The sequence below is a fragment of the Micromonospora sp. LOL_013 genome, from assembly GCF_048060315.1.
In the GTDB taxonomy this organism is placed as follows: Bacteria; Actinomycetota; Actinomycetes; order Mycobacteriales; family Micromonosporaceae; genus Micromonospora_E.
Genome location: NZ_JBHMIQ010000009.1, coordinates 94,830 through 119,585, shown reverse-complemented (window position 1 = coordinate 119,585; position 24,756 = coordinate 94,830). Strand labels below are relative to the sequence as shown.

Below are 24,756 nucleotides of genomic sequence, written 5' to 3'. Positions count from 1 at the left end.
CGGTGCCGGCCGGGCCGGTCGTTAAGGTGCCAGGGTGAGCATGCACAGTCCGCCCCGGTCGACCGGCTGCACCGCGGGGTCCGCCCGGTGACGTCGATCTCGCCCGGCTGGTACAAGGACCCCGCAGACCCGACCACCCAGCGTTACTGGGACGGCGGCGGGTGGATCGGTGCGCCGTTGCCGGCCGACGTCACCCCGCCGGACGGGCCGCCACCGGCCGAGGAGCCACCGGCATCCGCCGGGCCGCCGTCACCGGCCGAGCCGGAGGCGCAACCGCCGAGCTACCCGGCGCAGAGCTACCCACCTCCGCCGCCGGACTACCCGGCGGCGCCGCCGCCGGGTTGGGCGGGCTACCAGTTGCCGCCGCCGGAGCCCCGGCCGCAGGGGATGGCGTTGGCGCCGCTCGGCGCGCGGCTGGCCGCCCGGCTGATCGACATCGGCGCGGTGCTGCTGCTCAACATCTTCATCAACGGCTGGTTCGTCTGGCAGTACGTGGTGGAGACCTGGCCCACGTTCAGCGAAATTTGGCGGCGATCGCTGGCCAATGACCGGTCGACCGAAGGGCTACCGCAGGTCACCGAGCGTGCCTCCGGGCTGCAGATGGTGATCATCCTGCTGGCGGCGGCGATCTGGTGGGCGTACGAGGTGCCGGCGGTCGCGAACACCGGCCAGACCCTCGGCAAGCGGCTGGCCGGGATCAAGGTGGTGCCGGTCGAGCCGGGTGGCCAGCTCGGTTTCGCCCGGTCGTTCCGCCGGTGGAACACCCTCGGCCTGCCCACCCTGTTGTGGATCTGCTGCGTCGGCTTCATCCTTCAGCTGATCGACTGCGTCTACCTGCTGTTCGACCGGCCGCTGCGGCAGGCGCTGCACGACAAGTCGGCGCAGACCGTGGTGGTGCAGCTGCCGCCCGGCGTGCCGGCGGCCGCCGCCGGCCCCGGCGGCGGCCGGACCGGCGGTCCGGGCACGGACCGCGACACCCCCGGAAGCTCCGCATGACAGGAGGCCCCCCGATGCCCCCCTCGCTCGGTTTGACCCGCGCCGACCTTGACGCGCTGCCCAGCTACGTGCCGGGGCGCAGCCCGGTCGACCTGGCCCGGGAGCTCGGCCTGCCAGAGGCGATCAAGCTGGCCAGCAACGAGGTGCCGTACGGGCCACTGCCCGGCGTCGTCGAGGCGGTGACGCAGGCGGCGACGTCGACGCACCGCTACCCGGACATGGGAGTACTGGCGCTGCGGGCAGCGCTCGCCGAACGGCTCGGGGTGGCCGCGGAGCGGGTGGTCACCGGCTGCGGGTCGGTGGCGCTCTGCGAGCATCTGGTCCGGGCCACCTGCCTGCCCGGAGACGAGGTCGTCTACTCGTGGCGGTCGTTCGAGGCGTACCCGATCATCGCGGCTACCACGGCGGCGAGCAGCCGGCGGGTGCCGAACACCGCGACCCACGGCCACGACCTGCCGGCGATGGCTGCGGCGGTCACCGGGCAGACCCGGTTGATGCTGGTCTGCAACCCGAACAACCCGACCGGCACCAGCGTTCGCCGGGCCGAGCTGGACCGGTTCCTCGACGCGGTGCCCGACGACGTACTGGTGGTGCTGGACGAGGCGTACCGGGAGTTCGTCACCGACGCCGAGGTACCCGACGGCCTGGCCGTCTACGGTGACCGGCCGAACGTGGTGGTGCTGCGCACGTTGTCCAAGGCGTGGGGGCTGGCCGGGCTGCGGGTCGGCTACCTGGTCGCACATCCCGAGGTCGCGTCGGCGGTACGCAAGGTGGCCACCCCGTTCGGCACCAACGCGCTGGCGCAGGCGGCGGCGCTGGCCGCGCTCGACCAGGCCGACGAGGTACGCCGCCGGTGCGATCTGGTGATCGCCGAGCGGACCCGGGTCACCGACGTGGTGCGCAGACTGGTGCCGGACGTGCCGGACAGTCAGGCCAACTTCGTCTGGCTGCCGCTGGGTGAGCGTGCGGTGCCGTTCGGCGCGGCCTGCGAGTCACGCGGGGTGATCGTGCGCCCGTTCGCGGGCGACGGGGTCCGGGTGACCATCGGTACGCCGGCCGAGAACGACGCGTTCCTGGCGGCCGCCGAAGCGGCGCTCTGACGGTACGGGTGAAAGCCGTCCGGGGGTCGGCATCTCAGGTGCGGGCGATGATCACCGCCTCCTGCAGCCGGTAGTAGCGGCCGTCGTCGGCGTCCGGGTCGACCGGCAGCCGTAGCCGTTCGACGGCCACGAAGCCGTCCTGCGCGTAGACGTAGCCGGGTACCCAGTCGGTCGACAGTTCGCTCAGCAGGATCAGCACGAAGCTGGACAACTCGGCGCCGGTCGCCGCGTCCAGGGTGATCAACTCCCGGGTGGCGGTCAGCAGGTGCGCCCGACCCGGCTGCACCGCGAGCAACCGGTTACCGGTGCCGCCCGGACCGGGTGCCGCCGTCGACGGAATCGGCCGCCGCCACACCTGCTCACCGGTCCGTACCGCTTCGGCCACCACCGCCGGCGTGTCCCCGGCCGCGTCCAGTCGGATCGCCATCCCGTCGACCAGCATCGCGTCGACCGGGTCGAGCGGCGGCGCCGGCACCGGCTCCGGGCCGTCAACCAGCCAGCCCCGGGACTGTCCCGCCCCGGTGGTACGCAGCGCACCGCAGGTGGAACGGGCGGCCGCACAGCCGATCGGCTCCACGGCCAGCCCCGGACCGGCCCCCTCCGGCTGCCAGGTCGCGGCCAGCCGCCCGGTCGCCACGGCGTAGAACTCCACCGTCGGCGGGGCGGCGCAGTTGTTGACCAGGGCGAACCGGCCGCCGGTGGTGCTGAAACCGGCGTTCCGGCAGGCGTCGCCCTGGCCGGGCAGCATGGTTCGCCACAGTTCCCGACCGGTCGCGGCGTCGAACCCGGTCAGCTGGGACTCGCCGTGCGCCACCACCACCGACCGGCCGTCGGTGCCGCTGACCGCGGTGTGCAGCCCGGACGGCGCGTAGACGGTCTGCGCCCCGGTACGCCGACCGGCGTACCCGGAGTCGGCTGGCTGTGGGCCGGCGGACCGCCACGCCACCTCGCCGCTGACCGCGTCGATCGCCACGAGTCCGCCGTCCGTCCAGCGGCTCACCACGGTGGTGCCGGTCGCGACGACACCAGTCAGCTGCTCCGGCCAGCGCCGGAACGACCAGGCCGGGGTCACCTGGGTACGCATGTCGATCGGGCCGTCGGCGCGCACCTGACGGGTGGTGGCGTACACCCGGAACCGTCCGTCGACCAGCAGCGGCGCGGCGGAGAGCTCGGCCACCGGGCCGGGCTCGGCGGTCGGCGGGGACGGCTGGTAGCCGGCCGGGGTGACCACCTCGGCCGGGGCCAGCACCCGCCAGGCGACGACCGTCACGGCGGCGATGACGACCACCCCGGCCAGCAACCCGGCGGTGACCAGCTGCCAGCGTGGGCGGGACCGCCACCATGGGCGTCGCCCGTCGGGCTGCGTCTCGTCCGGGTTCGCCTGCCCGTCGGCGCGGTGCGCCGACAGGTCCGCTGCGTCCGCTGGGTGCTGGGTGTTGCTCGCCGGCTCGGCCATCGGGCACCTCCCCCCGCACCATACCGAACCGGACAACGGTCGCCGGCCTCCTGCGCAACACCTCCGGCCGACCCGCCGACGGCCACCCCCTACTGGTGACCGTCGCCGCCGTGGCGCACCTGGCCCTGCACGTGCTGCGCGGCGGCCATGCCTTGGTCCCGCACCGACGACGCGCCCTGGGTAGCCGTTGAACGAACCGATTCGGCCGCCTGCTGGGTCGGTTCCCGCAGATTGTCCCCCATTTGATGCGCCATCTCGCCGAGCTTCTGCTTGACCTGCCCGGAGTGCTCCATCGCCTGCTGGTTCGCCTGCTGGGCCAGCTGCCGTTCCTTGCCGCTGGCGGGCAGCAACGCGGCAGCGAGCGCCCCGACCCCGAACGCCACCAGCCCGGCCGTCAACGGACTGCCCTCGGTCCGCTCCCGGGTCATCTGCGGCACGTGCCGGACCCGGTCTGCCGCCGCCTCGGCGGTGTGCGAGAGGCCCTCCGCGGCCTGGTGCCCCATGTTCCTGGTCGCCGCACCGGCATGCTGCGCCGTATCCTTCGTCGCTGAGCCTACGTGTTGCGCCTGCCCGGCGACCTGATGGCCAAGGTCGGACGCCCGGTGGGTGGTGGTGTCGCGGACGTCGACCGCGCTGCCCATCACCCGGTCCCGCAGCCGGGCGATCCGGCCCCGGACCCGGCTGCGGACCCGGTCCATCTGGTCGTTGGCGATCTGTCGGGGCCGAGCGCGGTACGCCAACGCGTCGACATCGTCGCTCAGTTCGCCACGAGTTGCCTCGATCCGCTGGCGGATCTGCTCTGGATCGTCGTACATGTCAGACTCCCTCACCTGTTGTGGTCGACGGTCCCGCTGGTAGTTCCCGGACCTAGTGGCCCCGGACCGCGTCGGGTATCTCCCGAGCGGTCTGCATCGTGCGAGGCAGTCCACGGATCTCCCGGGCCCGGCCGCGCGCCATCGTCAGCAGGGCCGCCGCGATCACCGCCCACACCGCCGCCACGATCAACGCGGCCCAGCTCTGGTCCATCACGTTCGACAGCCCCCACCAGAGCGCATGTGAGAGGAAGAACAGGGTCAGCAGGCCGGCGATCGCCGCCCCGGCGAACATCCCCCCGGCCCGGCCTGCCTTACCTGCCTCCTGCCGCAGCTCTGCCTTTGCCAGCTCGACTTCCTGACGTAACAAAGTGGACAGATCGGTAGAAACCTCGCCCAGCAACTCGCCGAGGGAGGCCTGCGCACGTCCGTCCCCAACCACAGCCTGGTCTCGCTGCATCGACTTCATCGGTTCACCCCACCGCCGAACGAGCCCGGGTAGCCGTCCCCATCGGGGTAGCGGCCATCGCCGTACCTCACGCTCGGATGGCGCTCGCCCGCGAGCGGTTGCCCGTACTCGCCACCGATTGGGGCGACTGGCGAAGGCGCGGCGAACCCGTCGCCAGCGCCCAGCCGGTGCCCGTCACCGCCCCTGTCCTGCTGGTTCTGCTGGCCGGAGCCGGTCTGACCGCCGCTGAGACTGCGGCTGAGCCGGCCAACGAGCAGCCCGGCGAAGGCCGCTCCGGCGAGGAAGGTTCCCGGGTGCCGTCGGGCGTACTGCCGCACCTCGTCGACCAGCTCACCCGGCTGCCGGTTCTCCAGCCAGCCGGCGGCCTGCTGGGCGGCGTCGGAGGCGCGGCGCGCCAAATCGCCCGCCAGGCCGTCCGGCTGGCCCTTGTCCGCCATCTCCTGCAGTTCGTTGCCGATCGTCCGCAGCCCGTCGGCGGCTCGGCGCTGCTGGGTGCTGGCCTGCTCCCGAAGCTGCGAGGTCGCCTCGCCGACGAGGTTGCGAGCCTGCCGGCCGGTTTCGTTCACCACCTTCTTGCCCTGCTCGGTCGCCTGGCTGGCCAACTGGCGGCCCTCCTGCGCCGCTTCGTGGCCCGCCTGACCTGCTTGTTCCCGCATCTGGTGCGGGCCGCCCCCGCCGGGTGGCGACGTCGTGTGTTGCGCCTGCATACGGACACCCCCTTCGACTCCACCCGGGTCGGATGGATTTACAGCACTTACCCGTGGTTGAAGGGTGAACACCTCGCGGAGGAGGACTACCAGCGCCGGACCAGTAGCGTCGCGTCGACCGAGCCACCGGCGGCCATGTCGTACGCCGTACCTGCGCTGGTTCCGGGGCCAGTTGGGTGAAGATCTGCTGGACGTCGCACAAACTGACCGTGGGCTCGGCGACCGCCCGCTCGGCAAGGGTCAGACGCTACGGGCGGTCAGGCGGTGGCCAGGGCCCGGGTCGGTGGCAGCCGGGCGGCCTGCAACGCCGGATAGCCGCCGGCGACGACGCCGACCAGCAGCGCCCCACCCAGCCCGGCGAGGGTCGCCCCGGGCGGCACCACCACCGGCCAGCCGTTGGCGATCGCGTAGCCGGCGGTGGCGGCCAGGCCGAGCACCATACCGGCGAGGCCGCCGAGCAGCGACAACGCCACCGACTCAGTGAGGAACTGCGCCCGGATCTGGCCCCGGCTCGCACCCAGCGCCCGACGCAGCCCGATCTCCGACCGGCGTTCCAGCACCGAGATCACCATCGTGTTCGCCACCCCGATCCCGCCAACCAGCAGCGCGACCCCGGCCAGCGCCAGGAACAACGACGCGAAACTGCTCTCGGTGGCGCGCTTGGCCGCCAACGCGTCCGACGGCCTGGTCACCTGCACCTTGCTCGGCCGCTGCGGGTCGATCGTCGCCGGCAGCACCGCCCGCACCGCCTCGATCGCCGGCTCGTGCGCCCGCAGGTAAATCACCGTCGGATGCCCGCCGAAGCCCAGCCTCTCCTCGGCAGCCGGCCAGCCGACCAGCGCCGACCGGTCGATTTCCGGGGCCAACGGCAGCGGCTCCAGAATGCCGATCACGGTGAACCACTCGTCGCCGACGCGGACCTGTGTCGGGGAGTCCGCCGGGCCCAGGTCGACGATGCCCAGCCGGGTCGCGGCGACCGCGCCGAGCACCACCGTCGGCAGCCGTTCGGTGGCGGCGTCAAGGTAGCGGCCGGTCCGCAGCCGCGCGTCGAGCGTCACCGGCAAACTCTTCTCGCTGGCCAGCACCGTCAACCCGGAGCCGTCGCGTGGGTCGATCCAGTCGGAACGGCGGATCACCGTGTTGGTGTTGGCGACCGCGCTGGTCGCGGTCACCGGACCGATCCGGGCCACCATCGCCGGGGCCTCCACCGGCAGCCGGGTGACCCCGTCCTCGTCAGGCTGGGCCGTCGCCTGTAGCAGGTTCACCCCGAGGGCGGACAGCTCGGCCAGCAACGCCCGCTCACTGGCCGCCGGGATGCCGGTGACCACGATCATCGTGGCGATACCGATCGAGATACCCAGCGCCGACAGCGCCGCCCGCAATCGGCGGGTCCGGATCCCGACCAGCCCGAGTCGGAGCAGGTCCAGCGGGGTGATCCGCACCGGGCGCGGCAGCTGCACCGGCGCAGCTCCGACCAGTTGGGGGGATTCCATCCGGCTCACGGCACGGCCACCGGCTGCTGACGGACGTCGCCGACCAGCCGGCCGTCGCGAATCTCCACCCGGCGCGGCAACCGCGCCGCGACGTCCCGGTCATGGGTGATTACCGCGATGGTGGTGCCGTCGGCGTTGAGCGTGATGAGCAGATCGAGCACGGCACGACCGGTGGCGGTGTCCAACGCACCGGTCGGCTCGTCGGCCAGCACCAACGCCGGCCCGTTGACGAGTGCACGGGCGATCGCGACCCGCTGCCGTTCCCCGCCGGACAGCTGCCGGGGCAGGTGCCCGACCCGGTGCGCGAGACCGACCCGGGCCAGCGCCTCGGCGGCCAACGGCCGACGGCGACGGCGCGGTACGCCCGCGTAGAGCAGCCCGGTGGCGACGTTCTCCGCCGCGGTCAACCCGTCGGTGAGGTGGAACTGCTGGAAGACGAAGCCGAGCCAGCGCCCACGCAGCGCCGACAGCTGCCGGTCGGACAAGGTGGTCACGTCGTGCCCGCCGAGCCGGACCGTACCGCTGGTCGGACGGTCCAGGGTGCCCATGATGTTGAGCAGAGTGGACTTGCCGGAGCCGGACGGGCCGACGATGGCGACCAGCTCACCGGCGTGGATGTCGAGGTCAACGTCGGTCAACGCGGCGACACCGCCGGGGTAGCGCATCCCGGCCCGGACGACCGACAGCACCGGAACGCTCACGACGTGGTCACCACCGTCAGTCCCTCGTCGAGACCGGCGCCGGTGACCTCGACCATGCCCTTGGTGAACAGCCCGGTCTCGACGGCGATCAGTGCGCCGTCGGTCAGCTGCACCGCGTACCCGCCCTCGGCGAGCGCGAGCAGCGCGCCGACCGGCACTGCGAGAACCTGCTCCCGCAGCTCAGTGCGGAACTGCACCCGGACCGGCGCGGACTCCAGCCCGCCGAGCACCGCCGGATCGTCGGGCACGACGGTGACGTCCACCGTCGGACCCTGCCCCGGCGGACCTTCTGACTCCTCGGCGACGGTGCCGACCGCGGTCACCGTGCCGGGGGCGGCCGCGCCGTCGGGCAGGGTGATCGTCACCGACGCGTCGGGCGCCATCCCGGTCGCCTCGCCAGCTTCCACCCGTACCGTGATCACCTTGTCGGTAGGGGTGACCGACATGATGTCCGTCGCGGCGCTGTCGCCGGGCAGCGCGGCGACCGAGCCGACCCGGACCTCGCCCCGCAGTACGGCGACGTCCCCGGCCTGAACGACCCCGGTGGCCGGCGCGTCACGGTCCCGCTGCCAGCTCTCGATGGCCGAGATCAGCTCCGGGGTGAGAACGGCGTCTCCGGACCGGACGATGGCCGTGCCGCCGCTCGGGGTCGGCGCCACATCCCCCTCGTCCGGCGACGCCGCCGCATCGCTCTCGCCGGTCGGCTCCGCCGCACCGTCCTGGTCCGACGGCGGCGCCGCCGGCACCGCGACGGCGCTGCCGACCGGCGGCTGCCAGCCGATCTGGTAGCCCAACGCTTTCAGGTTGTCAGCGACCACCCGCACGTCGCGACCGACCAGATTCGGCTGATCGAGGGAACGGAACAACGGCGTACCGCCGTAGAACAGCAGCACCGGCTGATCGTCCACCCGGTACAGCTGCTCACCGCGTTCGATCACGGATCCCTGCTCAGGCAGCCAGGTCAGCACCCCGTCGCTGGAGCCCCGCACCGGTCGGGCGGCACCGTAGCCGAGGGTGCCGACCAGCTCCCGGGCGTCGGAGATGTCCATCCGAACCACCTCGGTCGTCGCCACCCAGACCGGCTCCGCCGTCGCGGCGTCCGCCTCGGCCGTCGCGCCCCGACCCGGCCAGCCCCAGCGGGCCATCGTCCCGGTCACCACCAATCCGGCCACCACGACCACGACCGGCAGGCCGTACACCAGCGGCCGACGCCACCGGCGACCGGCGACCCTTCGCAGGAAGAACACCATGCCGGCCAGCGTCGCCGGCAATTGTGAGGAACCTGTCAGGCCGGTCTGGTGCGATTTCCCACCGCCGCGCCGACGCTGACACGCAGTATGGTTCGCCCCGTGGTTGCCCATGTGCTGATCGCCGAGGACGACCGGCGGCAGGCCGAGGTGCTGCGCCGCTACGTCGAGTCCGACGGACACCGGACCACAGTGGTCCACGACGGGCGCGACGCGCTCGACCAGGCCCGCCGGCACCGGCCGCAACTGCTGGTGCTCGACGTGATGATGCCCGGCCTGGACGGGCTGAACGTGTGCCGGATCCTGCGGCGCGAATCGGACCTGCTGGTGCTGATGCTCACCGCCCGTGCAGACGAGGACGACCTGCTGCGCGGGCTCGACCTGGGTGCGGACGACTACCTGACGAAGCCGTACTCGCCGCGGGAGCTGATGGCCCGGGTCCGGACGCTGCTGCGCCGGGTCGACCGGGTGCCGCGCACCATCGACGGGGTACGACGGGTCGGTGCACTCGCCGTCGACCCGGTCCGCCGGGAGGTCACCGTCGACGGACGACCGGTCAATTGCACGCCGGGCGAGTTCGCGATCCTGGCCGCCCTGGTCGAACAGCCGGAACGGGCCTTCACCCGGGCCCAGCTGCTGGAGCACACCCGGGGCGTGGACCGGGACTCGACCGAGCGGGCCATCGACACCCACATGGTCAACCTACGCCGCAAGATCGAACCGGACGTACGCCGACCGGCGTACCTGGTGACGGTGTACGGCGTCGGCTACAAGCTGCGCGACCCCGCCGGTGGGTGAGCCGACCCCGGCCGCGCGGGTGCCGCTGCGGCACAGCCTGATGCTGCGGCTACTCGGCACGTCGGTGCTATTGACGGTCTGCGCGGTCGTCGCCACCGCCTGGCTGACGGTGGCGACGACCACCCGGGCGATCGAGAAGGAGCAGGGCCAGTCCCTCGCCGACGACGTCAGCGTCTACGACGAGATGATCACGTACGCGATCGACCACCGCGACTGGTCGGCGGTCACGCCGGTCGTCGACGACCTCGCGTCGCGTACCGGCCGGCGGATCGTGCTGCTCGACCCGGTGACCCGCGACCCGGTCGCCGAGTCGGCACCCGGGCCGGCACTGCGCGACGCCCGCCCGTCGGCCATCGTCGACCCGCTCGACCTCGACCCGGCGCTCGCCGCCAGCCGTCAGGGGTCCAGCATCGACAGCCGGGTCGTCGGGCCGTACCAGCTGGGCGACGACCAACGCGCCGGCATCCGCAAGACAGCCGAGGACCATCGGGGCTGTCTGGTCAACAGGGCGGGACTCACTGCCGAGATCGTCGAGCTGCCGGGCGGCCGGTCGACGGTTGCGATCCTCGACGCCGACGCCGACGCCGACCGTGGCCGGTCGCTGGTCTGCCCGGAGCCGGCGCTGCTGCGCGAACCGTTCCCCAGCGAGGTCGCCCCGCTGGCCGAGCTTCTCGATCGGACCGAGACCTGCCTCGGCCCGGCCGCGGCGAGCATCGATCTGGCGATCACTCCGAGCCTGGAGGTCGAGGTGCTGCGTACCCTGCCGGGTGCGCCGACCGAAGCCGCCGCCCGCGCCTGCGTCGGGACGAGTCTGCACGACCAGCTCCGGGCGTACGTGGCACCGCCGGTGCTGTTGTTCGTCACCGATGCGACGGCCACCGACCCCGGGTTACCGACGGCCGACCTGTCCACCGGGAACCTGCTGCGAATCGCCGGTATCGCCGGGCTGGTCCTGCTGCTCACCGTGGCGGTCACCGTCGGAGTCGGAATGCGGCTGGTCCGGCCGTTGCGGGCACTGGCCGCAGCGGCCCGTGCGCCGGTGGACAGGCAACGCCCGGTCCCGGTCACCACCCGGGACGAGATCGGCAGTCTCGCCACCGCCTTCAACGACCTGGCACGCCGGCGGGACCAGCTGGAGCGGCAACGCCGGGCGATGGTCAGCGACGTCGCCCACGAGCTGCGGTCGCCGCTGACCAACATCCGGGCCTGGCTGGAGGCCGCCCAGGACGGGCTGGCACCGGCCGACACCCACACCCTCGAACTGCTCACCGAGGAGGCGGCCCTGTTGCAGCATGTCATCGACGACCTGCGGGACCTGGCCGCGGCTGACGACGGCACCTTCGCGGTGCATCCGGAGCCGACCTTCGTCGGCGACGTACTCAGCCAGGTCGTCGAGGCCAACCGCGGGGCCGCTGCCACCGTCGGGGTCACCCTGACCGGGACGGTGCACGGCGATCCGCAGGTCGTCCTCGACGCGGTACGGCTGCGGCAACTCGTCGGCAACCTGGTGGGCAACGCCGTGCGGCACACCCCGGCCGGGGGTTCGGTCACCGTCGAGTGCGCGGTACGCGACGACTGGCTGACCATCGAGGTGGTCGACACCGGGATCGGGATCGCCGCCACCGACCTGCCGAAGTTGTTCGACCGGTTCTGGCGGGCCGACGCCTCGCGCAGCCGGCGTACCGGCGGCAGCGGGCTGGGTCTGCCGATCGCCCGGCAGCTGGCCCGCGCACACGGCGGTGACATCACCGTGGCCAGCGAGCCGGGCCGGGGCACGCACGTCACCGTACGCCTCCCGGCCCGGTCGCCGGTCAGCTCCCGCTGAACGCCTCCGCTTCGCAGTCCTCGACCTCGGTGCCGGCCGGCAGTCCGTCGGCGAGTGACAGGAAGTCTCCGTCGACGAACGCGTCGATGCCCCGGTCCTGCAGACATTCCGCCCAGGCCAGCAGCTTGTCCGGATACTCGGGGTCCAGGCGCAGGGAACGCTGCCACAGCCGTTCGGGTTCCAGCGGTGCGCAGTCCTCGGCGACCTGCCGCACCTGCGGGGTGTCCGCTCTCGTCTTCCGCTCCGTGTCCGATACCCCGTTGTCCTCGAAGCACTGCAGCCAGAGGTTCGTGAGCCGCTCCTGTTCCTCGGCGGACGTGTCGGGGCGGATCAACGGACGCTCGGCCTGCGGCGATGGTGACGCGTCCGGCCCAGCGCTGCCCGCGATTGAGGCGACGCCACTGTCGCCGGTGTCACCGGCCGCCCCTTGGGCACCGGTGGCACCCGCGCTCCCGTCACCGCCGCCGCACGCGGCCGACAGCCCGATCGCCGTCACGGCGAGCGCGGCCAGCAACGGTTCGGCCAGCCGGCTCATCGGACGCATCTGTCGATATCTGCTCATGCGAGCCAGAATCCCGGCCAACCGTCAGGAACCTGTCAGCATCGTCAGCCGGCGACGGCCAGGCGGGCGAGGTGCTCGTCGGTGAGGGCGAGGGTGACGCCGTCGAGCGCCGCCTCCAACTGGTACGGCTTGCTGCCGCCGAGGATCGGGCGGATGCCCTGCGCCACCAGCCAGGCCAGCACCACCTGGCCGCGGGTCGCGCCGGTGTCCCGGGCGACGTCGTCGAGCGCCGCGAGCCGCCGCGTACTGCCGGGATGGTCGTACACCGGCGGGATCGGCTTGGCCGGGTCGTCGTAGGCACCGGTCAGCAGCGGCGTGTACGCCCACACCTCCATCCGGTACGCCTGCGCGATGTCCCGCTGCTCGTCGCTGAGCAGGCCGAACGGATGGACCACCCCCTCGGGCAGCGTGCCGGGGCGGGCCCGTAGGTAGGTGGCGTTGAGTTGCAGGGCGTCGATCGGCCGGGTGCCGGTGGCGGCGGCGTGGGAGCGGGCCCGCTCGATGCGCCAGGCTGGGTGGTTGGACGCGCCGACCCGGCGTACGGCACCGGACGCGACCAGCCCGGCGACCGTGTCGACGGTCTCCTCGATCGGGGTGGCCCGGTCCTCCTGGTGCAGCCAGAGCAGGTCGACGCTGTCCACGCCAAGCCGGTCCAGGCTGCCGGCGACGGCGTCGGCGACGGCGCGGCGGCTCAGCCCGGCCCGCACCCGCGGCCACGATCCGGCCCACAGCGGCTCGGCCCCGACCTTCGTCGCGATGCGCACCCGCTGCCGTACGCCGGGGCGGGCGGCGAGCCACCGCCCGATGACCCGTTCGCTGTCGCCGCCCCGGCCGTCCTTGCTTGCCCAGAACGCGTAACAGTCGGCGGTGTCGATCCACTCGCCGCCCCGCTCGACGAACCGGTCGAGCAGGGCGAAGGAGGTCTCCTCGTCGATCCGGGTGCCGAACATCATCGCGCCCAGGACCAGCGGCGAGGCCGGTGCCGGCGTGCTGTTTTCGTACGTCATGGGTCCACCCTGCGACCTGGAGCGCGCTCCAGGTCAAGCGGTACCGTCGGCGGTATGACGGCCTACTCACCCGCCGAGGCGGCGGCCCGGTCCGGCTTCTCGATTGACACCCTGCGCTACTACGAACGGGAGGGCATCCTGTCGCCGGTCGCCCGCAACTCCAGCGGGCGCCGCGTCTACAGCGACGACGACCTGGGCATGCTCGACTTCCTGCGCTGCCTGCGGGACACCGGGATGCCGATTGAACGGCTACGCCGCTACGGCGAGCTGTGCCGTGACCCGCGGACCATCCCGGAGCGGATCGCGCTGCTGCGCGAGCACGCGGACGCGGTCGAGCAGCAGATCGAACAGCTGCACCGCTGGCGGGCCCGCCTCGGCGAGAAGCTCGCCTGGTACCAGGGCCAGGCGGCGGACACGACCGCAGCCGAGGGCTAGTCTGCCGGCTTTTCCGCCTGCCACCCCGCACCATGGGAAACAGCAGCTCAGACGGGGTGAGGAGAGCGATCGTGGCAGCACCGGTGGACAGCGTCGGCAAGGATCTGCAGTCGATGCGGGCGGGCGTCGAGCGGGCCCGGTCGGCCGCCGCGGCGGCGCAGGAGGAGGCCGAGCGGGTCGCTGGCCAGGCGGCGGCCGGCGGCTTCAGCGGCATCGTGGCTGGCATGATCCAGGTACGCAACACGCTGAAGGAGCTGCAGGCCGGGCTGGCCGGGGCCGCCGGCACGCTCGACGAGGCGGCGGCCACCGTGGTGCCGGTGCCGAGGGAAGCCTCACCGGCGGAGGTGCTGACCACGCTGGGTCTGGCCGGCGACAAGCTGCGCACCGTCCACGGCGGGATCGGCGCGGCCGCCGCGAAGGCCGACGAGGCGGCGGCGCTGGTGGCGCGGGTGCTGGCCGGCGGCGACCCGGCCCAGCTGCTCGGTGCGCTCGGCACCGTCAAGGAGACGCTGGCGGCGGTACGGCAACGGGCCGGCACGGTCGACGAGTCGCTGTCCGCTGCCGCCGCCACCGCCCGCCGGGTCGGCGCGAACCCGGGCAGCTGACCGTCCGCCGCCGTTGAGGTTCGGCCGCCGCCATCCGGCCGTTCCGCTGCAGACAGCTCGCAGGAAATGGTGTGATTTGTGTGGGTCGGCAGCCTTCGTTCCATCGCCGGCGCAGTAGGCAGCCGGCGATGTGTCGGACGGCCCCGAGAAGGAGAGGCGATGCGTTTCAACCCGCTCGAAGAAACCGGTATCCCGCTGGAGAAACAGCTGCGGAGCTGGTCGGAACTCAACGTCGAGCCGTACGAGCCGCACGGGGTCGATCCGTACACCCGGTGCCGGGTGATCGTGATGAACGGGATCGAGGTGGAGGCGATCATGTTCAGCCACCAGATGAACCGGCACGTCGACGACCTCGAGTTACGGCAGAAGCTCGCCTACCTGCGCTACATCGAGCAACAGCAGCAGAAGGCGGTCAACTGGCTGATCCCCGGCCAGGAGTCGGTGCTGGAGGTCGTGCTCGGGTACGAGCAGGTGGCGACCGACATCACCGCCTGGGTCGCCCGCAACGAGCCCGACCCGTACCTGCGGCAGAACTACAAGTTCGGCCTGCTGGAGGACTTCGACCACCTCTACCGCTACTCCAACCTCTACGAGCTGACTCAGGGCAAGAAGGCGGAGGCGATCGTCGACTACCTGACCGAGGTCATGCCGGGGCGGCCGACGTCGCACCACCACCGCCACCCCGAGGACAACATCCGCAAGCACTACGACAAGCACACCGTCGACCCGCTGTCGCGGATGCACGCCATCACCATCACCGCCGCCGAGCAGCAGACGATGAACTACTACATGAACGTGGGGCCGGAGTTCGTCGAGCCGATCGCCCGCGGCCTCTACCTGGAGATCGCGATGGTGGAGGAGGAGCACGTCACGCAGTACGAATCGATGCTCGACCCGGCGGAAAGCTGGCTGGAGCAGCTCGTCCACCACGAGTACAACGAGTGCTACATGTACTGGTCGTTCGCCCAGGACGAGGACGACCGCCGGATCAAACAGGTCTGGGAGCTGAACCTGGCGATGGAGATCGAGCAGCTCAAGGTGGCGGCCGACCTGCTGCGCCGCTACGACGGCCGGGAGCCGGAGCAGATCCTCCCCGCCGAGATGCCCCAGCCGACGAAGTTCCAGCCGAACAAGGACTTCATCCGCGAGGTGATCGCCGAACAGGTGGACATCACCACGTTCGGCACCGGTTTCGTCGCCGAGTGGCCGGAGCGCTACATCAAGCACATGGCGACGGTCAACGCCGGTGGCGCACCCAGTGAGCAGGTCATCGACGAGAACGCGCAGCGCAACGGCCGCGAGTACCGCAATATCACCGACGGCCCGTACCCGGCCGAGCAGTACGCCCGCGAGAAGGTTCGAGAGGAAGTCGTGCGATGACGCGCAGTGCCTTACGTACCGAGACCGGCGCGATGATCAAGCCGGGCCCGATGGCGACGGTCACGCCGGAGCGGGCGGTGGACGACGAGCAGTTGGCCGCCTTCGCCGCCGGCAGCGGCCTGAACGGCCCGTTCCTGGCCGATCAGCTCTCCGCGTGGATGACCCACGACCTGATGGGGGTCTGCCTGTTCGGCATGCTGGCCCGGCGCACCCCCAACCCGATCCTGGCGGGGCTGTACAACCGGCTCAGGACCTCGGCGACCGAGCGGATGCAGACCTGGGAGGCGCTGATCGGCGAGTTGGGCGGCATGCCCAAGTACGTCAGCCCGACCGCCCGGATGACCGGCGGCATGGACGAGAAGATCATCGCGTCGTTCCTGCTGAACGGCTCCGGTGACGAGCTGACCTTCGAGACGGCCGGGCTCAACGCCGCGTTCGCCACCCTGTCACTCGACGTACTCAACGCGCAGTCGCTGACGAACTGCGCCGAGAAGGCCGGCGACAGCCAGGCCAGGCAGGTGATGCAGGCGGCTGCCACCCGGCTCAGCGGGTCGGCGCAGGAGGGCCTGTCCGAGGTCGAGAAGGCGTTGAGCGCCAGCATGCTCCTGCAGCTCAGCAGCGGTACGGCGCAGAAGGTGATGCAGGGCATGGACTAGGCCGCTAGCAAGATCAAAAACGCGCTGCGCTGACGCCGATGTGAGGCTGAGATACCTATCCCGTTTGCCGATAGGTATCTCAGCCTCACATCGTGAGGGCCGTCGCCGGTAGCGAGCGGTCAGGCGGTGAAGGTGCTGGTTCTGGTGGCGGTGATGAAGGCGGACCAGCTCGCCGGGGATATCACCAGCACCGGCCCGGCCGGGTCCTTGGAGTCCCGCACGCCGACCACCCCGCCCAACTCGTCGGCCACCTCGACGCACTGGCCCTGATCGTTGGAACGGGTGCTTTTGCGCCAGGTGGCATCGGCCACCTCGACACAGTCGCCCTGATCATTGGAGCGGCTGCTCTTGCGCCAGGTGGCGTCGGCCACCTCGACGCAGTGGCCCTGGGCATTGGAACGGGTGCTCTTGCGCCAGGTGGCGGTGGACAAATCGATCATGACTCGTACTCCTTTGCGGTCCGGGCGAGGAGGTCACGTGTCGCGGCCTGACCCAGCGCGGCGGCCGTCAGGTCATCGAAGGCCATCGTATAAGAATCGGCTTCATTAGGGCGGTCCAAATAGAGCGCGCCGGTGAGGCCCTCGACGTAGACGGTGGTCGGCTCCAGCTCGGCGGGGAAGTCGAGCATCACGAAGCTGCCAGTCAGAGATCCGCTGTGGACACCGGCGCTGAACGGGATCAGTCGGATCGAGACGTTCGGCAGTTCGTCGACCTGGATCAGCCGGCGCAGCTGGGCGGCCATCACCACCCCGGAGCCGACCGGGCGACGGATCGCTGCCTCGTCCAGCAGGATGTCGAACCGGGGTAGATGCGGCTCCATCCGGGTGAGCAGCTTTGCACGCTGCAGCCGTGCCGCCACCCGCTGCTCGATGACCTCGGGCGACAGGCGCAGCGGGTTGCGCGTGAACACCTCGGTCGCGTACCCGCGGGTCTGCAATGGGCCGGAGATGAGGTCGACGTGGTACTCGCGGAGGTGGGAGGCGGCCTCCTCCAGGCCGATGAACAGCTCGAACCAGGACGGAATACTCGCGTAGTCGTGCCACCAGCCCTTCTCCTTGGTCTTCGGAGCCAGCGCGGCCAGCGCCTCGATGGTCTTGAGGTCAGCGCCGTACAGCTCGCAGAGCAGCACCACGTCCTCGGCGCGGATCGGCACCTCACCGCGCTCCATCCGCAGCAGCTTGGTCGCCGACCAGTCCAGCTCCCGGGCAGCCGTGGTCTGTGGGACCCGGGCCAGCCGCTCCCGCAGCCGACGCAGCTCCCGACCGAGCTGGCGTCGCGGTACCGACGAGTTCAACAGGGCCGAGGACATTGGTGCCACCTCCTGGAATTGATCACCTGCGGATTGATCATGCACGTCTGGCAGGTCAACTCTCGGTCGACCGAGGTCTATTCGACTGACTGGCCATATCTCTACCACATGGCTCCGACACTGTTGCGTTGGCGCAGATTGACCGACAGACTCCTCTTCGTTCGGGAACGGGATCGAAGCGCCGCAAATCGGCGCTGACCTTTCGTCGACGAATACGGCATGACCGATCGGTGGGCCGGCAAACCATCCGAACGGTCAGCGCCGTTCTCCCCAATCAGGCGTGGCGGCCGGCACGGCACCCCCGAGCCGTCCGGCCGCCACGCCGCCGGAGAAACCCCAGCTCACCACGCTTACGCGAGAGGGTGAAGCGATGTCGTCGATCGGCTTCGGGATCGCCATGATCAGCGCCGCCATGATCGGATTTCTCGCCGGTCTGCTGAGTTTCAAGGTGAAGAGCCGCTGGTGTCCGGACTGCGGAGCGATGACCTACCCGCAGCCGCCACCCCCGCCCACCTAGACCCCAACGCCGCAGCACCGCCGACCTGCGTGCAATTTCCACGGCCAGACCGCAGCACAGCAATTCTCAGACGGCCATCTCAGACGGCAATACTGACGCGAGGAGAATCATGGCGTACCGCAATGACAAGCCCGACCGGTTCACCCGCCGGCCGCAACCGTCGGAACAGATCAACCGACGGCCCACAGCGGGCCGCCCGCCGCTACCGAGCCGGGTGCCCGGCGAAACCGACATCGACACCGACCCGCGCTTCAACCTGGTCGGGGCGCGCGGCGTCGCCCCGGCACCCCGCGACGGCAGTCACGACCGGGTCGACAGCGAGCCCGACCAGGCCAACGACGAGCCCGGTCACGCCGACGGCGACGGTCCGCAGTCGGACGGCGACCTGGCGCTCGTCGCCAAGATCGCCAAGCGGATGGCCGAGCGGCACATGCCGGACCGGACCGGCGGCTGCCGGCACTGCGGAGGCACGTACTGCGAACTGTTCCTGGAGGCGCTCGCGGTGCTGGACCGGCGCGACCAGGCCGCCGCCCGACGCATCCGGGCCGTCCTGCAGTACGCCGGCCTCACCCCACCCTGACCGGCACCGCCCTGACCCGCGCCACCCTGGCCGAGCACCGCCCTGGCCACGCCCGGCGAACACCGCCGGCGCTGGCTCGCGCCCCGGTGTCCTCCGTGATCCGCCCGTCGCGGACCTGGACGACGCGGCCACAGCGGGCGGCCAGCCTGGATCGTGGGTCGCGATGTGAGGCTGAGATACCTATCGGCGAGTGGGATAGGTATCTCAGCCTCACATCGTGACGTCTGCCGGGATGGTGACAGAGGCGGCGGTGGCTCGACCGGATCAGGCAGCGGGCGCGACGGTGCCGGTGACCTCGCCGAAGCCGATCGTCGTGCCGGCCGGGCCGGGGGCGGTGGCCGAGATGGCGACGGTGTCGCCGTCTTCGAGGAAGGTGCGCTCGGACCCGTCGTCCAGTTTGATCGGCTCGGTGCCGCCCCAGGTCAACTCCAGGAACGAGCCGACCTGGTCACGCCGTTCACCGGAGACGGTGCCGGAGGCGTAGAGGTCGCCGGTGCGCAGCGACGCGCCGTTGACGGTCAGGTGCGCCAACTGCTGCGCCGGGGTCCAGTACATGCCGGCGAACGGCGGCTCGCTGACCCGGGTGCCGTTCCACTCGACGACGATCGACAGGTCCAGGCCGCGCCGTGACGACTCGCGCAGATAGTCCAGCACCGGCGGGTCCTGCGGCGGGGCCGGCACCCAGGCGTGGTCGAGGGCTTCCAGCGGCACCACCCACGGGCCGACCGAGGTGGCGAACGACTTGCCCAGGAACGGGCCGAGCGGCTGGTACTCCCAGGCCTGGATGTCGCGGGCCGACCAGTCGTTGACCAGGGTCACCCCGAACACGTGGTCGGCGAACCGGTCGGTCGGCACCGGGTCGCCGAGCGCGGTCGGCACCCCGACGACGAAGCCGACCTCGGCTTCGATGTCGAGCCGGCGGGACGCGCCGAAGACCGGGCCGTCGGAGCTGCGCCGCTGGCCGCTGGGGCGCACGATCGGCGTACCGGAGACGACGACGGTGCCGGCCCGGCCGTGGTAGCCGATCGGCAGGTGCCGCCAGTTGGGGGTGAGCAGCGGCTGCCCGGGGCGGAAGATCTGCCCGACGTTGCTGGCGTGCTGCTCGGAGGAGTAGAAGTCGACGTAGTCGCCGACCGCGAACGGCAGCACCAGGTCCACCTTGGACAGCGGGATCAGCAGTGGCTCGACGGTGGACCGGTGTTCGGTCTCGGTGAGCAGCTGGACGATCCGCCGCCGCACCGTCGTCCACTGTGCCCGGCCGAGGGCCAGGAAGGCGTTGAGGGTCGGCTCGCACAGGGCGCCGCCGGCGAGGATCAAATCGGCATCTTCCGCGCCGCGCAGGTCGAGCACGAAATCGGCGATCCGTACGCCGAGCCGCCGCTCCCCGCCACCGGGCGCGCCGGGCGCGCCCCTGCGGCGGAAGGCACCGTACGGCAAGGTCTGCACCCCGTACGGTGAGCCGTCGGCACCGGGCACCCAGCAGGTCGTCACGCGAATCCTCCGTTGATCAGCCCCAGCCGGACCAGGTCGGTCAGCGGGTCGGTGATGCTGCACGACCCGAAACCTACCCAGAGCGGCCGGTCGGCACCGCCGCGCGTACGGGCCGGCTCGATCAGCCGGGCGGCGTCGGCGGTGGCGAGCAGCTCGGCGACCTCGGCAACCTCGGCGCCCTCGGCGGCGGTGATCGTGGCGGCGAGCACGTTGAGGAAGCCGTGGTGGGTGAAGCCGGTCTCCGGGTCGGTGTCGCGGATGGCGTGGTGCAGCCCGGCGGTCAGTTTGAACGGCAGCGCCCGGTCGCGGCAGGCGCAGATGACGGCGGCCAGCTCGACCGGGGTGGGGAACAGTTCGGCGGCCAGCCCGCCGGTGCGGAACTTGGCGGCGACGTCGACGCCGCCGGCCCGCGCCTCGGCGAGGCTGTCCAGGGCGGCGAGCAGCCCCCAGGTGAGCGGCACCTCCGCGTACCCGCTGATCTTGGGCCAGCCGGCCAGGGCGGTGAGCAGCGCGCGCAGGCCGGGCTGCGGGTCCTCGCCGCGTTTGGCGACGGCGACCTCGACCTGCCGGGGCCGGATCCGGTCGGTCGGCAGCGCTTCGACAGCGGCCGGCAGCGCGGCCACACCGGTGTCGCCGATCAGGCCGATCTCCAGTTCGTCGCCCGGCCCGACCAGTCGCCGGGCCGCGTCGATCTCGGACGCGGGCAGCAGGAACGGGCCGACCAGGTCGGTGTACCAGGCGGTGCGGTGGCCGCGGTGCGCGGTGATCGCGTCGGGCAGGTCGGCGTTGCCCGGCGGGAAGACCGCAGCGTCGTCGACGAGGCCGGTGAAGATCCTGGGTACCTGCATTGACACGCCTCTGAACCTAGTGGATTCTACGATTAACGGACAACAGCGTCCGATTATCGGACACTACCGGCCGGTCAACGGGGAGATACGGAGGGTAATCATGCCCTACTACCGCAGTGTTGGCGAGATCCCCCGCAAGCGCCACACCCAGTTCCGCCAGCCCGACGGCAGCCTGTACGCCGAGGAGCTGATGGGTCAGGAGGGCTTCTCGTCCGACTCGTCCCTGCTCTACCACCAGCACCTGCCGACCGCCATCGTCGCCGCCGAGCCGTACCAGCCGGCCGCACACCGCCGGCTACCGAACCACCCGCTCACCCCACGCCACCTGCGAACCCACAAGCTGGACACCGGGCACACCGACGCCGTCCTCGGCCGGCAACCACTGCTCGCCAACGACGACGTGCGCGTCTCGTACGTCGTCGCCGACCGGCCGTCCCCGCTGTACCGCAACGCCACCGGCGACGAGTGCCTGTACGTCGAATCCGGTGCTGCCCGCGTGGAAACCAGCTTCGGGGTGCTCGGCGTCACCTCCGGCGACTACGTGATCATCCCGACGTCGGTGGTGCACCGGATCGTGCCCGTCGACGACGTACCGCTGCGGCTGCTCACCGTCGAAGCGACCGGCCACATCGGACCACCCAAGCGCTACCTGTCGGTGCGCGGCCAGTTCCTGGAGCACTCACCGTACTGCGAACGGGACATCCGCGGGCCGGGCAAACCACTGCTGGTCGACGGCACCGACGTCGAGGTCTACGTGCGGCACCGGCAGGGCTGGACCCGCCACGTGTACGCCCAGCACCCGTTCGACGTGGTCGGCTGGGACGGCCACCTCTACCCGTGGGCGTTCAGCATCTACGACTTCGAGCCGATCACCGGCCGGCTGCACCAGCCGCCACCGGTGCACCAGACCTTCGCCGGCCCCAACTTCGTAATCTGCTCGTTCGTGCCGCGCAAGGTCGACTACCACCCGCAGGCGATCCCGGTGCCGTACAACCACCACAACGTCGACTCCGACGAGATGCTGTTCTACACCGGCGGCAACTACGAGGCGCGGCGCGGCTCCGGCATCGAACAGGGCTCGATCTCGCTGCACCCGGCCGGGTTCACCCACGGGCCGCAGCCCGGCGCCGTCGAGCGGGCGCTCGGTGCCGAGCACTTCGACGAACTCGCCGTCATGGTCGACACCTTCCGTCCGCTGGACCTCAGCGACGCGGCACTGTCCATTGAGGACACCGGGTACGTCTGGACCTGGGCCGGCAACGCCCGCTGACCGGCCCTACCGCCGACCGCTGGCCTGGCGCAGCACCATGAACTGGGCGACGGCGGCCGCCACGATCGCCGACACCAGCAGCCACGGGGTGGCGATCGCCGCGTAGCAGAAGATCAGCACCGGGGCGGCGGCCGCCGCGTACACCGCCGTCGCCAGCCGGCGGTCCACCAGCTGCGACACCACCTCGAGGATCCGGCCACCCGGCACCCGCCGGGCCAGGATCCAGATCAGCACGAACCCGCCGAGCGCGGCGACCACCGCCCAGCCGCGCGACGCCGCGCTGCCGGCCAGGCAGGCCACCGTCACCGCCGCGATCATGCTGTAGCCGGCACCGATCAGCACCAGCCGGCGCAGCTCCTCCTCGGGCGTCGGCGGCCGGTCGAGCCGGGGATCCATCGGTGCCGACCCGGGCGGTGCCGGAGCCCACCGAGGGGATCGGGCCGGCGCGGGCGGTGGGGGCGGTGCCATCGCGGTGGCCCGTTCGGCGAGCACCGCCAGCTCGGCGGCGTACCGCCGCTGTTCCAGGTGGATCACCCCGACGTCGTGCTGCGCCTCACCGATCAGCGGGTCCAGCCGCAGCGCCTCCCCGTAGGCCCGGTGTGCCAGGTCGAACAGCTCCAGCCGGGCCCCGACCAGCCCCAGCACCAGATGTGCCTGGGCGTCCTGCGGGGCCAGCTCCACCCCCCGCCAGGCGGCGTTGAGCGCCGGCTGGCCGTTGCGCGAGCCGGCCAGGATCGCCGCCCCGCTGCGCTGGGCGTACGCGTCGTCCGGATACGTCGCCAGCAGGTCGGTGGCGAGCCGGGCGGCGTCGGCGTACCGCAGCAGGTCGATCAGCGCCAGCCCGCGTACCACCAGCAGGGCGACCCGGTCCGGCGGGCCGGGTCGGGCAGCGGCGCCGGTGCCGGCGTCATCGGCGTCGGCCGGTGTGGTCGCCGCCGCTGCCTCGGCCGACCACGGGTTCGGCACGTCGTCCGCCCACGCGTCGATCGCGGCGAGGGCCTGCTCCGGGCGGTCGGCGGCGAGATGCACCCGGGCCAGCATGATCCGGGCGGCCACGCTGTCCGGGTCGAGGGCCACCGCGAACCCGATCTCACCGGCGGCTTCGTCGTAGCGGCCCAGGTCGGCCAGCAGCCCGGCGCGCTGCAGGTAGCCGTCGACGTCGGTGGGCGGCTCGGGGGAAGACTCGCTCGACACCTGTCGAGCCTATCCGGGCGGTCCGGACGGATAGACGAGCGCGACCGCCAGGCCGGCGAGGCCCTCGCCCCGGCCGGTCAGCCCGAGCCCGTCGGTGGTGGTGCCGGAGACGGTCACCGGCGCGCCGGCGGCGGCGCTGAGCAGCTGCTGCGCCTCGGCCCGCCGGGGACCGATCTTCGGCCGTACGCCGATCACCTGGATCGAGACGTTGCCGATCACGAAGCCGGCGGCGACCACCCGGCGGGCCGCCTCGGCCAGCAGGTCGACCCCGGCGGCACCGGCCCACTGCGGTTCAGCGACACCGAAGTTGGCGCCGAGGTCGCCGAGGCCGGCGGCGGAGAACAGCGCGTCACAGGCGGCGTGCGCGGCGACGTCGCCGTCGGAGTGCCCGGCCAGCCCGGTCTCGCCCGGCCAGTGCAAGCCGGCGACCCAGCAGGGCCGGTCGGCGGCGAAGGCGTGCACGTCGGTGCCGACACCCACCCGGGGAACGATCATCGCGCTGGCTCGGTCTGCAGGGCGATCATGAGGGCAGGGTACGGGTCGCCGGTTCGGTGGCGAGCAGGTGCTCGGCGATCACCAGATCGAACGGGCGGGTGATCTTGAGCGCCCGTTCTGAACCGGGCACGCAGAGCACTGGTACGCCGAGCTTCTCCACCAGACCGGCGTCGTCGGTGTGCGGATCGACGGCGTCGGCGTGGGCGGCGGCCAGCACGTCGCGCCGGAACCCCTGCGGGGTCTGCACGGCCCGCAGCGTCGACCGGTCGACGGTGGCCAGGACGGTCTCGTCGGCGTCCACCGACTTGATGGTGTCGACGACCGGGAGCACCGGGATGACGGCGTCGGCGCCGGCCCGGACCGCGGCGGCGACCGAGTCGACCAGGTCGGGTGGGGTGAGGGCGCGGGCCGCGTCGTGCACCAGGACGATCTGCGGGCCGGCGGGAACGGCGGCGAGCGCGGCGGCCACCGAGGCCTGCCGATGTGCGCCGCCCGGTACCACGATCAGCGGCAGACCGGCGACGACCGGGGCGAGCAGGCCACGGACGGCGGCGACGTCGTCGGGTGGGGCGGCGACCACGATCACTGCGACCGAGGAGGCGGCGGCCAGTCGACGCACCGCGTGCACCAGCAGCGGTACGCCGCCGAGTGGTCGGAGTGCTTTGGGTGCGCCGGGTCCGAGCCGTACCCCGGAACCCGCCGCAGGAACGAGGACCGCGACGTCACCGCGTTGCTGGAAGTGCGCGGTCACGTCGCGGTCCTCGGTGCAGGTGGCAACAGACTATCTATGGGTGGAGAGTTGC

27 protein-coding genes and 1 pseudogene are annotated in these 24,756 nt (G+C 71.9%); 11 read left to right on the top strand and 17 right to left on the bottom strand.

Translation table 11 applies throughout. The annotated features are described in order from the left end of the window. Positions 1-87: 87 nt before the first annotated feature. Together ACFHWS_RS08535 and hisC are read left to right on the top strand one after the other, a co-directional pair. Positions 88-996 carry an RDD family protein gene (locus tag ACFHWS_RS08535; RefSeq protein WP_416551989.1) on the top strand — a complete coding sequence of 303 codons (909 nt, stop codon included), beginning with the start codon at positions 88-90 and terminating at the stop codon, positions 994-996. Between the two features lie 14 nt (positions 997-1,010). After that, positions 1,011-2,096: a histidinol-phosphate transaminase gene (gene hisC, locus ACFHWS_RS08530; protein ID WP_416567948.1), complete on the top strand. Its 1,086-nt coding sequence runs from the start codon at positions 1,011-1,013 to the stop codon at positions 2,094-2,096. Between the two features lie 34 nt (positions 2,097-2,130). Here the strand turns inward: hisC and ACFHWS_RS08525 are convergent, their stop codons facing one another. The 7 genes from ACFHWS_RS08525 to ACFHWS_RS08495 form a co-directional block, all read right to left on the bottom strand. Next, positions 2,131-3,552, bottom strand: coding sequence for a PQQ-binding-like beta-propeller repeat protein (locus tag ACFHWS_RS08525; RefSeq protein ID WP_416551991.1), 1,422 nt, complete (start codon positions 3,550-3,552; stop codon positions 2,131-2,133). A gap of 89 nt (positions 3,553-3,641) precedes the next feature. Beyond that, on the bottom strand, positions 3,642-4,367 hold the full coding sequence (locus ACFHWS_RS08520) for a DUF3618 domain-containing protein (protein WP_416551992.1): 726 nt from the start codon (positions 4,365-4,367) through the stop codon (positions 3,642-3,644). A gap of 52 nt (positions 4,368-4,419) precedes the next feature. Further along, positions 4,420-4,833 (bottom strand): phage holin family protein, encoded by a 414-nt coding sequence (locus tag ACFHWS_RS08515; RefSeq protein WP_416551993.1) that lies wholly within the window; start codon positions 4,831-4,833, stop codon positions 4,420-4,422. Continuing rightward, positions 4,830-5,540 (bottom strand): hypothetical protein, encoded by a 711-nt coding sequence (locus ACFHWS_RS08510; protein ID WP_416551994.1) that lies wholly within the window; start codon positions 5,538-5,540, stop codon positions 4,830-4,832. The genes ACFHWS_RS08515 and ACFHWS_RS08510 overlap by 4 nt, the downstream gene beginning before the upstream one ends. A 257-nt stretch (positions 5,541-5,797) precedes the next feature. After that, complete coding sequence (locus tag ACFHWS_RS08505) at positions 5,798-7,033, bottom strand: ABC transporter permease (protein WP_416551995.1); 1,236 nt, start codon at positions 7,031-7,033, stop codon at positions 5,798-5,800. Between the two features lie 5 nt (positions 7,034-7,038). Further along, a complete protein-coding gene (locus ACFHWS_RS08500) occupies positions 7,039-7,698 on the bottom strand; it encodes an ABC transporter ATP-binding protein (protein WP_416552092.1) in 660 nt (219 codons plus the stop codon). A gap of 32 nt (positions 7,699-7,730) precedes the next feature. After that, on the bottom strand, positions 7,731-8,984 hold the full coding sequence (locus tag ACFHWS_RS08495; protein WP_416551996.1) for an efflux RND transporter periplasmic adaptor subunit: 1,254 nt from the start codon (positions 8,982-8,984) through the stop codon (positions 7,731-7,733). Positions 8,985-9,083: 99 nt separating this feature from the next. On the opposite strand from ACFHWS_RS08495, the gene ACFHWS_RS08490 reads away from it, so the two are divergent. Further along, a complete protein-coding gene (locus ACFHWS_RS08490) occupies positions 9,084-9,779 on the top strand; it encodes a response regulator transcription factor (RefSeq protein WP_416551997.1) in 696 nt (231 codons plus the stop codon). Beyond that, entirely contained in the window at positions 9,772-11,604 is a 1,833-nt protein-coding gene (locus ACFHWS_RS08485; protein ID WP_416567947.1) for a sensor histidine kinase, read from the top strand. Before ACFHWS_RS08490 ends, ACFHWS_RS08485 begins: the two co-directional genes overlap by 8 nt. Here the strand turns inward: ACFHWS_RS08485 and ACFHWS_RS08480 are convergent. Continuing rightward, positions 11,591-12,166: a hypothetical protein gene (locus ACFHWS_RS08480; RefSeq protein WP_416567946.1), complete on the bottom strand. Its 576-nt coding sequence runs from the start codon at positions 12,164-12,166 to the stop codon at positions 11,591-11,593. The two genes, ACFHWS_RS08485 and ACFHWS_RS08480, sit on opposite strands and share 14 nt — an antisense overlap. Positions 12,167-12,210: 44 nt before the next feature. Beyond that, complete coding sequence (locus ACFHWS_RS08475) at positions 12,211-13,173, bottom strand: aldo/keto reductase (protein WP_416567945.1); 963 nt, start codon at positions 13,171-13,173, stop codon at positions 12,211-12,213. A gap of 54 nt (positions 13,174-13,227) precedes the next feature. Here ACFHWS_RS08475 and ACFHWS_RS08470 point away from each other — a divergent pair, with 54 nt between their 5' ends. The 4 genes from ACFHWS_RS08470 (at position 13,228) to ACFHWS_RS08455 (ending at position 16,249) form a co-directional block, all read left to right on the top strand. Beyond that, entirely contained in the window at positions 13,228-13,608 is a 381-nt protein-coding gene (locus tag ACFHWS_RS08470; protein ID WP_416552001.1) for a MerR family transcriptional regulator, read from the top strand. 71 nt (positions 13,609-13,679) lie between these two features. After that, positions 13,680-14,213 (top strand): DUF6244 family protein, encoded by a 534-nt coding sequence (locus ACFHWS_RS08465; RefSeq protein ID WP_416552002.1) that lies wholly within the window; start codon positions 13,680-13,682, stop codon positions 14,211-14,213. A gap of 159 nt (positions 14,214-14,372) precedes the next feature. Next, positions 14,373-15,593 (top strand): hypothetical protein, encoded by a 1,221-nt coding sequence (locus tag ACFHWS_RS08460; RefSeq protein ID WP_416552003.1) that lies wholly within the window; start codon positions 14,373-14,375, stop codon positions 15,591-15,593. Further along, the gene (locus tag ACFHWS_RS08455; RefSeq protein ID WP_416567944.1) at positions 15,590-16,249 is read left to right on the top strand and encodes a hypothetical protein; all 660 of its coding nucleotides are present in this window, start codon (positions 15,590-15,592) and stop codon (positions 16,247-16,249) included. The genes ACFHWS_RS08460 and ACFHWS_RS08455 overlap by 4 nt, the downstream gene beginning before the upstream one ends. A gap of 119 nt (positions 16,250-16,368) precedes the next feature. Here the strand turns inward: ACFHWS_RS08455 and ACFHWS_RS08450 are convergent, their stop codons facing one another. From ACFHWS_RS08450 to ACFHWS_RS08440, 3 genes and pseudogenes are all read right to left on the bottom strand, one after another. Next, a complete protein-coding gene (locus tag ACFHWS_RS08450; RefSeq protein ID WP_416567962.1) occupies positions 16,369-16,620 on the bottom strand; it encodes a DUF397 domain-containing protein in 252 nt (83 codons plus the stop codon). Next, positions 16,615-16,689 (bottom strand): annotated as a pseudogene (locus tag ACFHWS_RS08445) (DUF397 domain-containing protein); the annotation flags it as partial. The gene ACFHWS_RS08450 and the pseudogene ACFHWS_RS08445, both read right to left, overlap by 6 nt. Then, positions 16,686-17,558, bottom strand: coding sequence for a helix-turn-helix domain-containing protein (locus tag ACFHWS_RS08440; RefSeq protein ID WP_416567943.1), 873 nt, complete (start codon positions 17,556-17,558; stop codon positions 16,686-16,688). The gene ACFHWS_RS08440 and the pseudogene ACFHWS_RS08445, both read right to left, overlap by 4 nt. Before the next feature lie 370 nt (positions 17,559-17,928). Between ACFHWS_RS08440 and ACFHWS_RS08435 the strand changes: the two genes are divergently transcribed. After that, positions 17,929-18,075 carry a hypothetical protein gene (locus ACFHWS_RS08435; RefSeq protein ID WP_416567942.1) on the top strand — a complete coding sequence of 49 codons (147 nt, stop codon included), beginning with the start codon at positions 17,929-17,931 and terminating at the stop codon, positions 18,073-18,075. A gap of 109 nt (positions 18,076-18,184) precedes the next feature. Further along, positions 18,185-18,655 carry a hypothetical protein gene (locus tag ACFHWS_RS08430; protein ID WP_416567941.1) on the top strand — a complete coding sequence of 157 codons (471 nt, stop codon included), beginning with the start codon at positions 18,185-18,187 and terminating at the stop codon, positions 18,653-18,655. A 264-nt stretch (positions 18,656-18,919) separates the two neighbouring features. Here ACFHWS_RS08430 and fahA read toward each other — a convergent pair whose 3' ends face one another. Further along, the gene (gene fahA / locus ACFHWS_RS08425) at positions 18,920-20,146 is read right to left on the bottom strand and encodes a fumarylacetoacetase (protein WP_416567940.1); all 1,227 of its coding nucleotides are present in this window, start codon (positions 20,144-20,146) and stop codon (positions 18,920-18,922) included. After that, positions 20,143-21,000 (bottom strand): hypothetical protein, encoded by an 858-nt coding sequence (locus ACFHWS_RS08420; protein WP_416552010.1) that lies wholly within the window; start codon positions 20,998-21,000, stop codon positions 20,143-20,145. The genes fahA and ACFHWS_RS08420 overlap by 4 nt, the downstream gene beginning before the upstream one ends. A gap of 94 nt (positions 21,001-21,094) precedes the next feature. Between ACFHWS_RS08420 and ACFHWS_RS08415 the strand changes: the two genes are divergently transcribed. Beyond that, positions 21,095-22,264, top strand: coding sequence for a homogentisate 1,2-dioxygenase (locus ACFHWS_RS08415; RefSeq protein ID WP_416567939.1), 1,170 nt, complete (start codon positions 21,095-21,097; stop codon positions 22,262-22,264). Between the two features lie 6 nt (positions 22,265-22,270). Here ACFHWS_RS08415 and ACFHWS_RS08410 read toward each other — a convergent pair whose 3' ends face one another. Genes ACFHWS_RS08410 through ispD form a run of 3 tightly spaced genes read right to left on the bottom strand, consistent with a single transcriptional unit; the run spans position 22,271 to position 24,704 of the window. Then, on the bottom strand, positions 22,271-23,458 hold the full coding sequence (locus ACFHWS_RS08410; protein WP_416552012.1) for a tetratricopeptide repeat protein: 1,188 nt from the start codon (positions 23,456-23,458) through the stop codon (positions 22,271-22,273). A gap of 9 nt (positions 23,459-23,467) precedes the next feature. Beyond that, positions 23,468-23,953, bottom strand: a complete 486-nt coding sequence (gene ispF / locus ACFHWS_RS08405) for a 2-C-methyl-D-erythritol 2,4-cyclodiphosphate synthase (protein ID WP_123603802.1) — start codon at positions 23,951-23,953, stop codon at positions 23,468-23,470. 25 nt (positions 23,954-23,978) lie between these two features. Continuing rightward, the gene (gene ispD / locus ACFHWS_RS08400) at positions 23,979-24,704 is read right to left on the bottom strand and encodes a 2-C-methyl-D-erythritol 4-phosphate cytidylyltransferase (RefSeq protein WP_416552013.1); all 726 of its coding nucleotides are present in this window, start codon (positions 24,702-24,704) and stop codon (positions 23,979-23,981) included. Positions 24,705-24,756: the final 52 nt, after the last annotated feature.

Excerpts from the sequence above, each read along its gene's own strand:
- hisC (WP_416567948.1), top strand. The coding sequence starts at position 1,011 with ATGCCCCCCTCGCTCGGTTTGACCCGCGCCGACCTTGACGCGCTGCCC.
- ACFHWS_RS08525 (WP_416551991.1), bottom strand. The coding sequence starts at position 3,552 with ATGGCCGAGCCGGCGAGCAACACCCAGCACCCAGCGGACGCAGCGGAC.
- ACFHWS_RS08520 (WP_416551992.1), bottom strand. The coding sequence starts at position 4,367 with ATGTACGACGATCCAGAGCAGATCCGCCAGCGGATCGAGGCAACTCGT.
- ACFHWS_RS08515 (WP_416551993.1), bottom strand. The coding sequence starts at position 4,833 with ATGAAGTCGATGCAGCGAGACCAGGCTGTGGTTGGGGACGGACGTGCG.
- ACFHWS_RS08510 (WP_416551994.1), bottom strand. The coding sequence starts at position 5,540 with ATGCAGGCGCAACACACGACGTCGCCACCCGGCGGGGGCGGCCCGCAC.
- ACFHWS_RS08505 (WP_416551995.1), bottom strand. The coding sequence starts at position 7,033 with ATGGAATCCCCCCAACTGGTCGGAGCTGCGCCGGTGCAGCTGCCGCGC.
- ACFHWS_RS08500 (WP_416552092.1), bottom strand. The coding sequence starts at position 7,698 with ATGCGCTACCCCGGCGGTGTCGCCGCGTTGACCGACGTTGACCTCGAC.
- ACFHWS_RS08495 (WP_416551996.1), bottom strand. The coding sequence starts at position 8,984 with ATGGTGTTCTTCCTGCGAAGGGTCGCCGGTCGCCGGTGGCGTCGGCCG.
- ACFHWS_RS08480 (WP_416567946.1), bottom strand. The coding sequence starts at position 12,166 with ATGAGCAGATATCGACAGATGCGTCCGATGAGCCGGCTGGCCGAACCG.
- ACFHWS_RS08475 (WP_416567945.1), bottom strand. The coding sequence starts at position 13,173 with ATGACGTACGAAAACAGCACGCCGGCACCGGCCTCGCCGCTGGTCCTG.
- ACFHWS_RS08470 (WP_416552001.1), top strand. The coding sequence starts at position 13,228 with ATGACGGCCTACTCACCCGCCGAGGCGGCGGCCCGGTCCGGCTTCTCG.
- ACFHWS_RS08460 (WP_416552003.1), top strand. The coding sequence starts at position 14,373 with ATGCGTTTCAACCCGCTCGAAGAAACCGGTATCCCGCTGGAGAAACAG.
- ACFHWS_RS08455 (WP_416567944.1), top strand. The coding sequence starts at position 15,590 with ATGACGCGCAGTGCCTTACGTACCGAGACCGGCGCGATGATCAAGCCG.
- ACFHWS_RS08440 (WP_416567943.1), bottom strand. The coding sequence starts at position 17,558 with ATGTCCTCGGCCCTGTTGAACTCGTCGGTACCGCGACGCCAGCTCGGT.
- ACFHWS_RS08435 (WP_416567942.1), top strand. The coding sequence starts at position 17,929 with ATGTCGTCGATCGGCTTCGGGATCGCCATGATCAGCGCCGCCATGATC.
- ACFHWS_RS08430 (WP_416567941.1), top strand. The coding sequence starts at position 18,185 with ATGGCGTACCGCAATGACAAGCCCGACCGGTTCACCCGCCGGCCGCAA.
- ACFHWS_RS08415 (WP_416567939.1), top strand. The coding sequence starts at position 21,095 with ATGCCCTACTACCGCAGTGTTGGCGAGATCCCCCGCAAGCGCCACACC.
- ispF (WP_123603802.1), bottom strand. The coding sequence starts at position 23,953 with ATGATCGTTCCCCGGGTGGGTGTCGGCACCGACGTGCACGCCTTCGCC.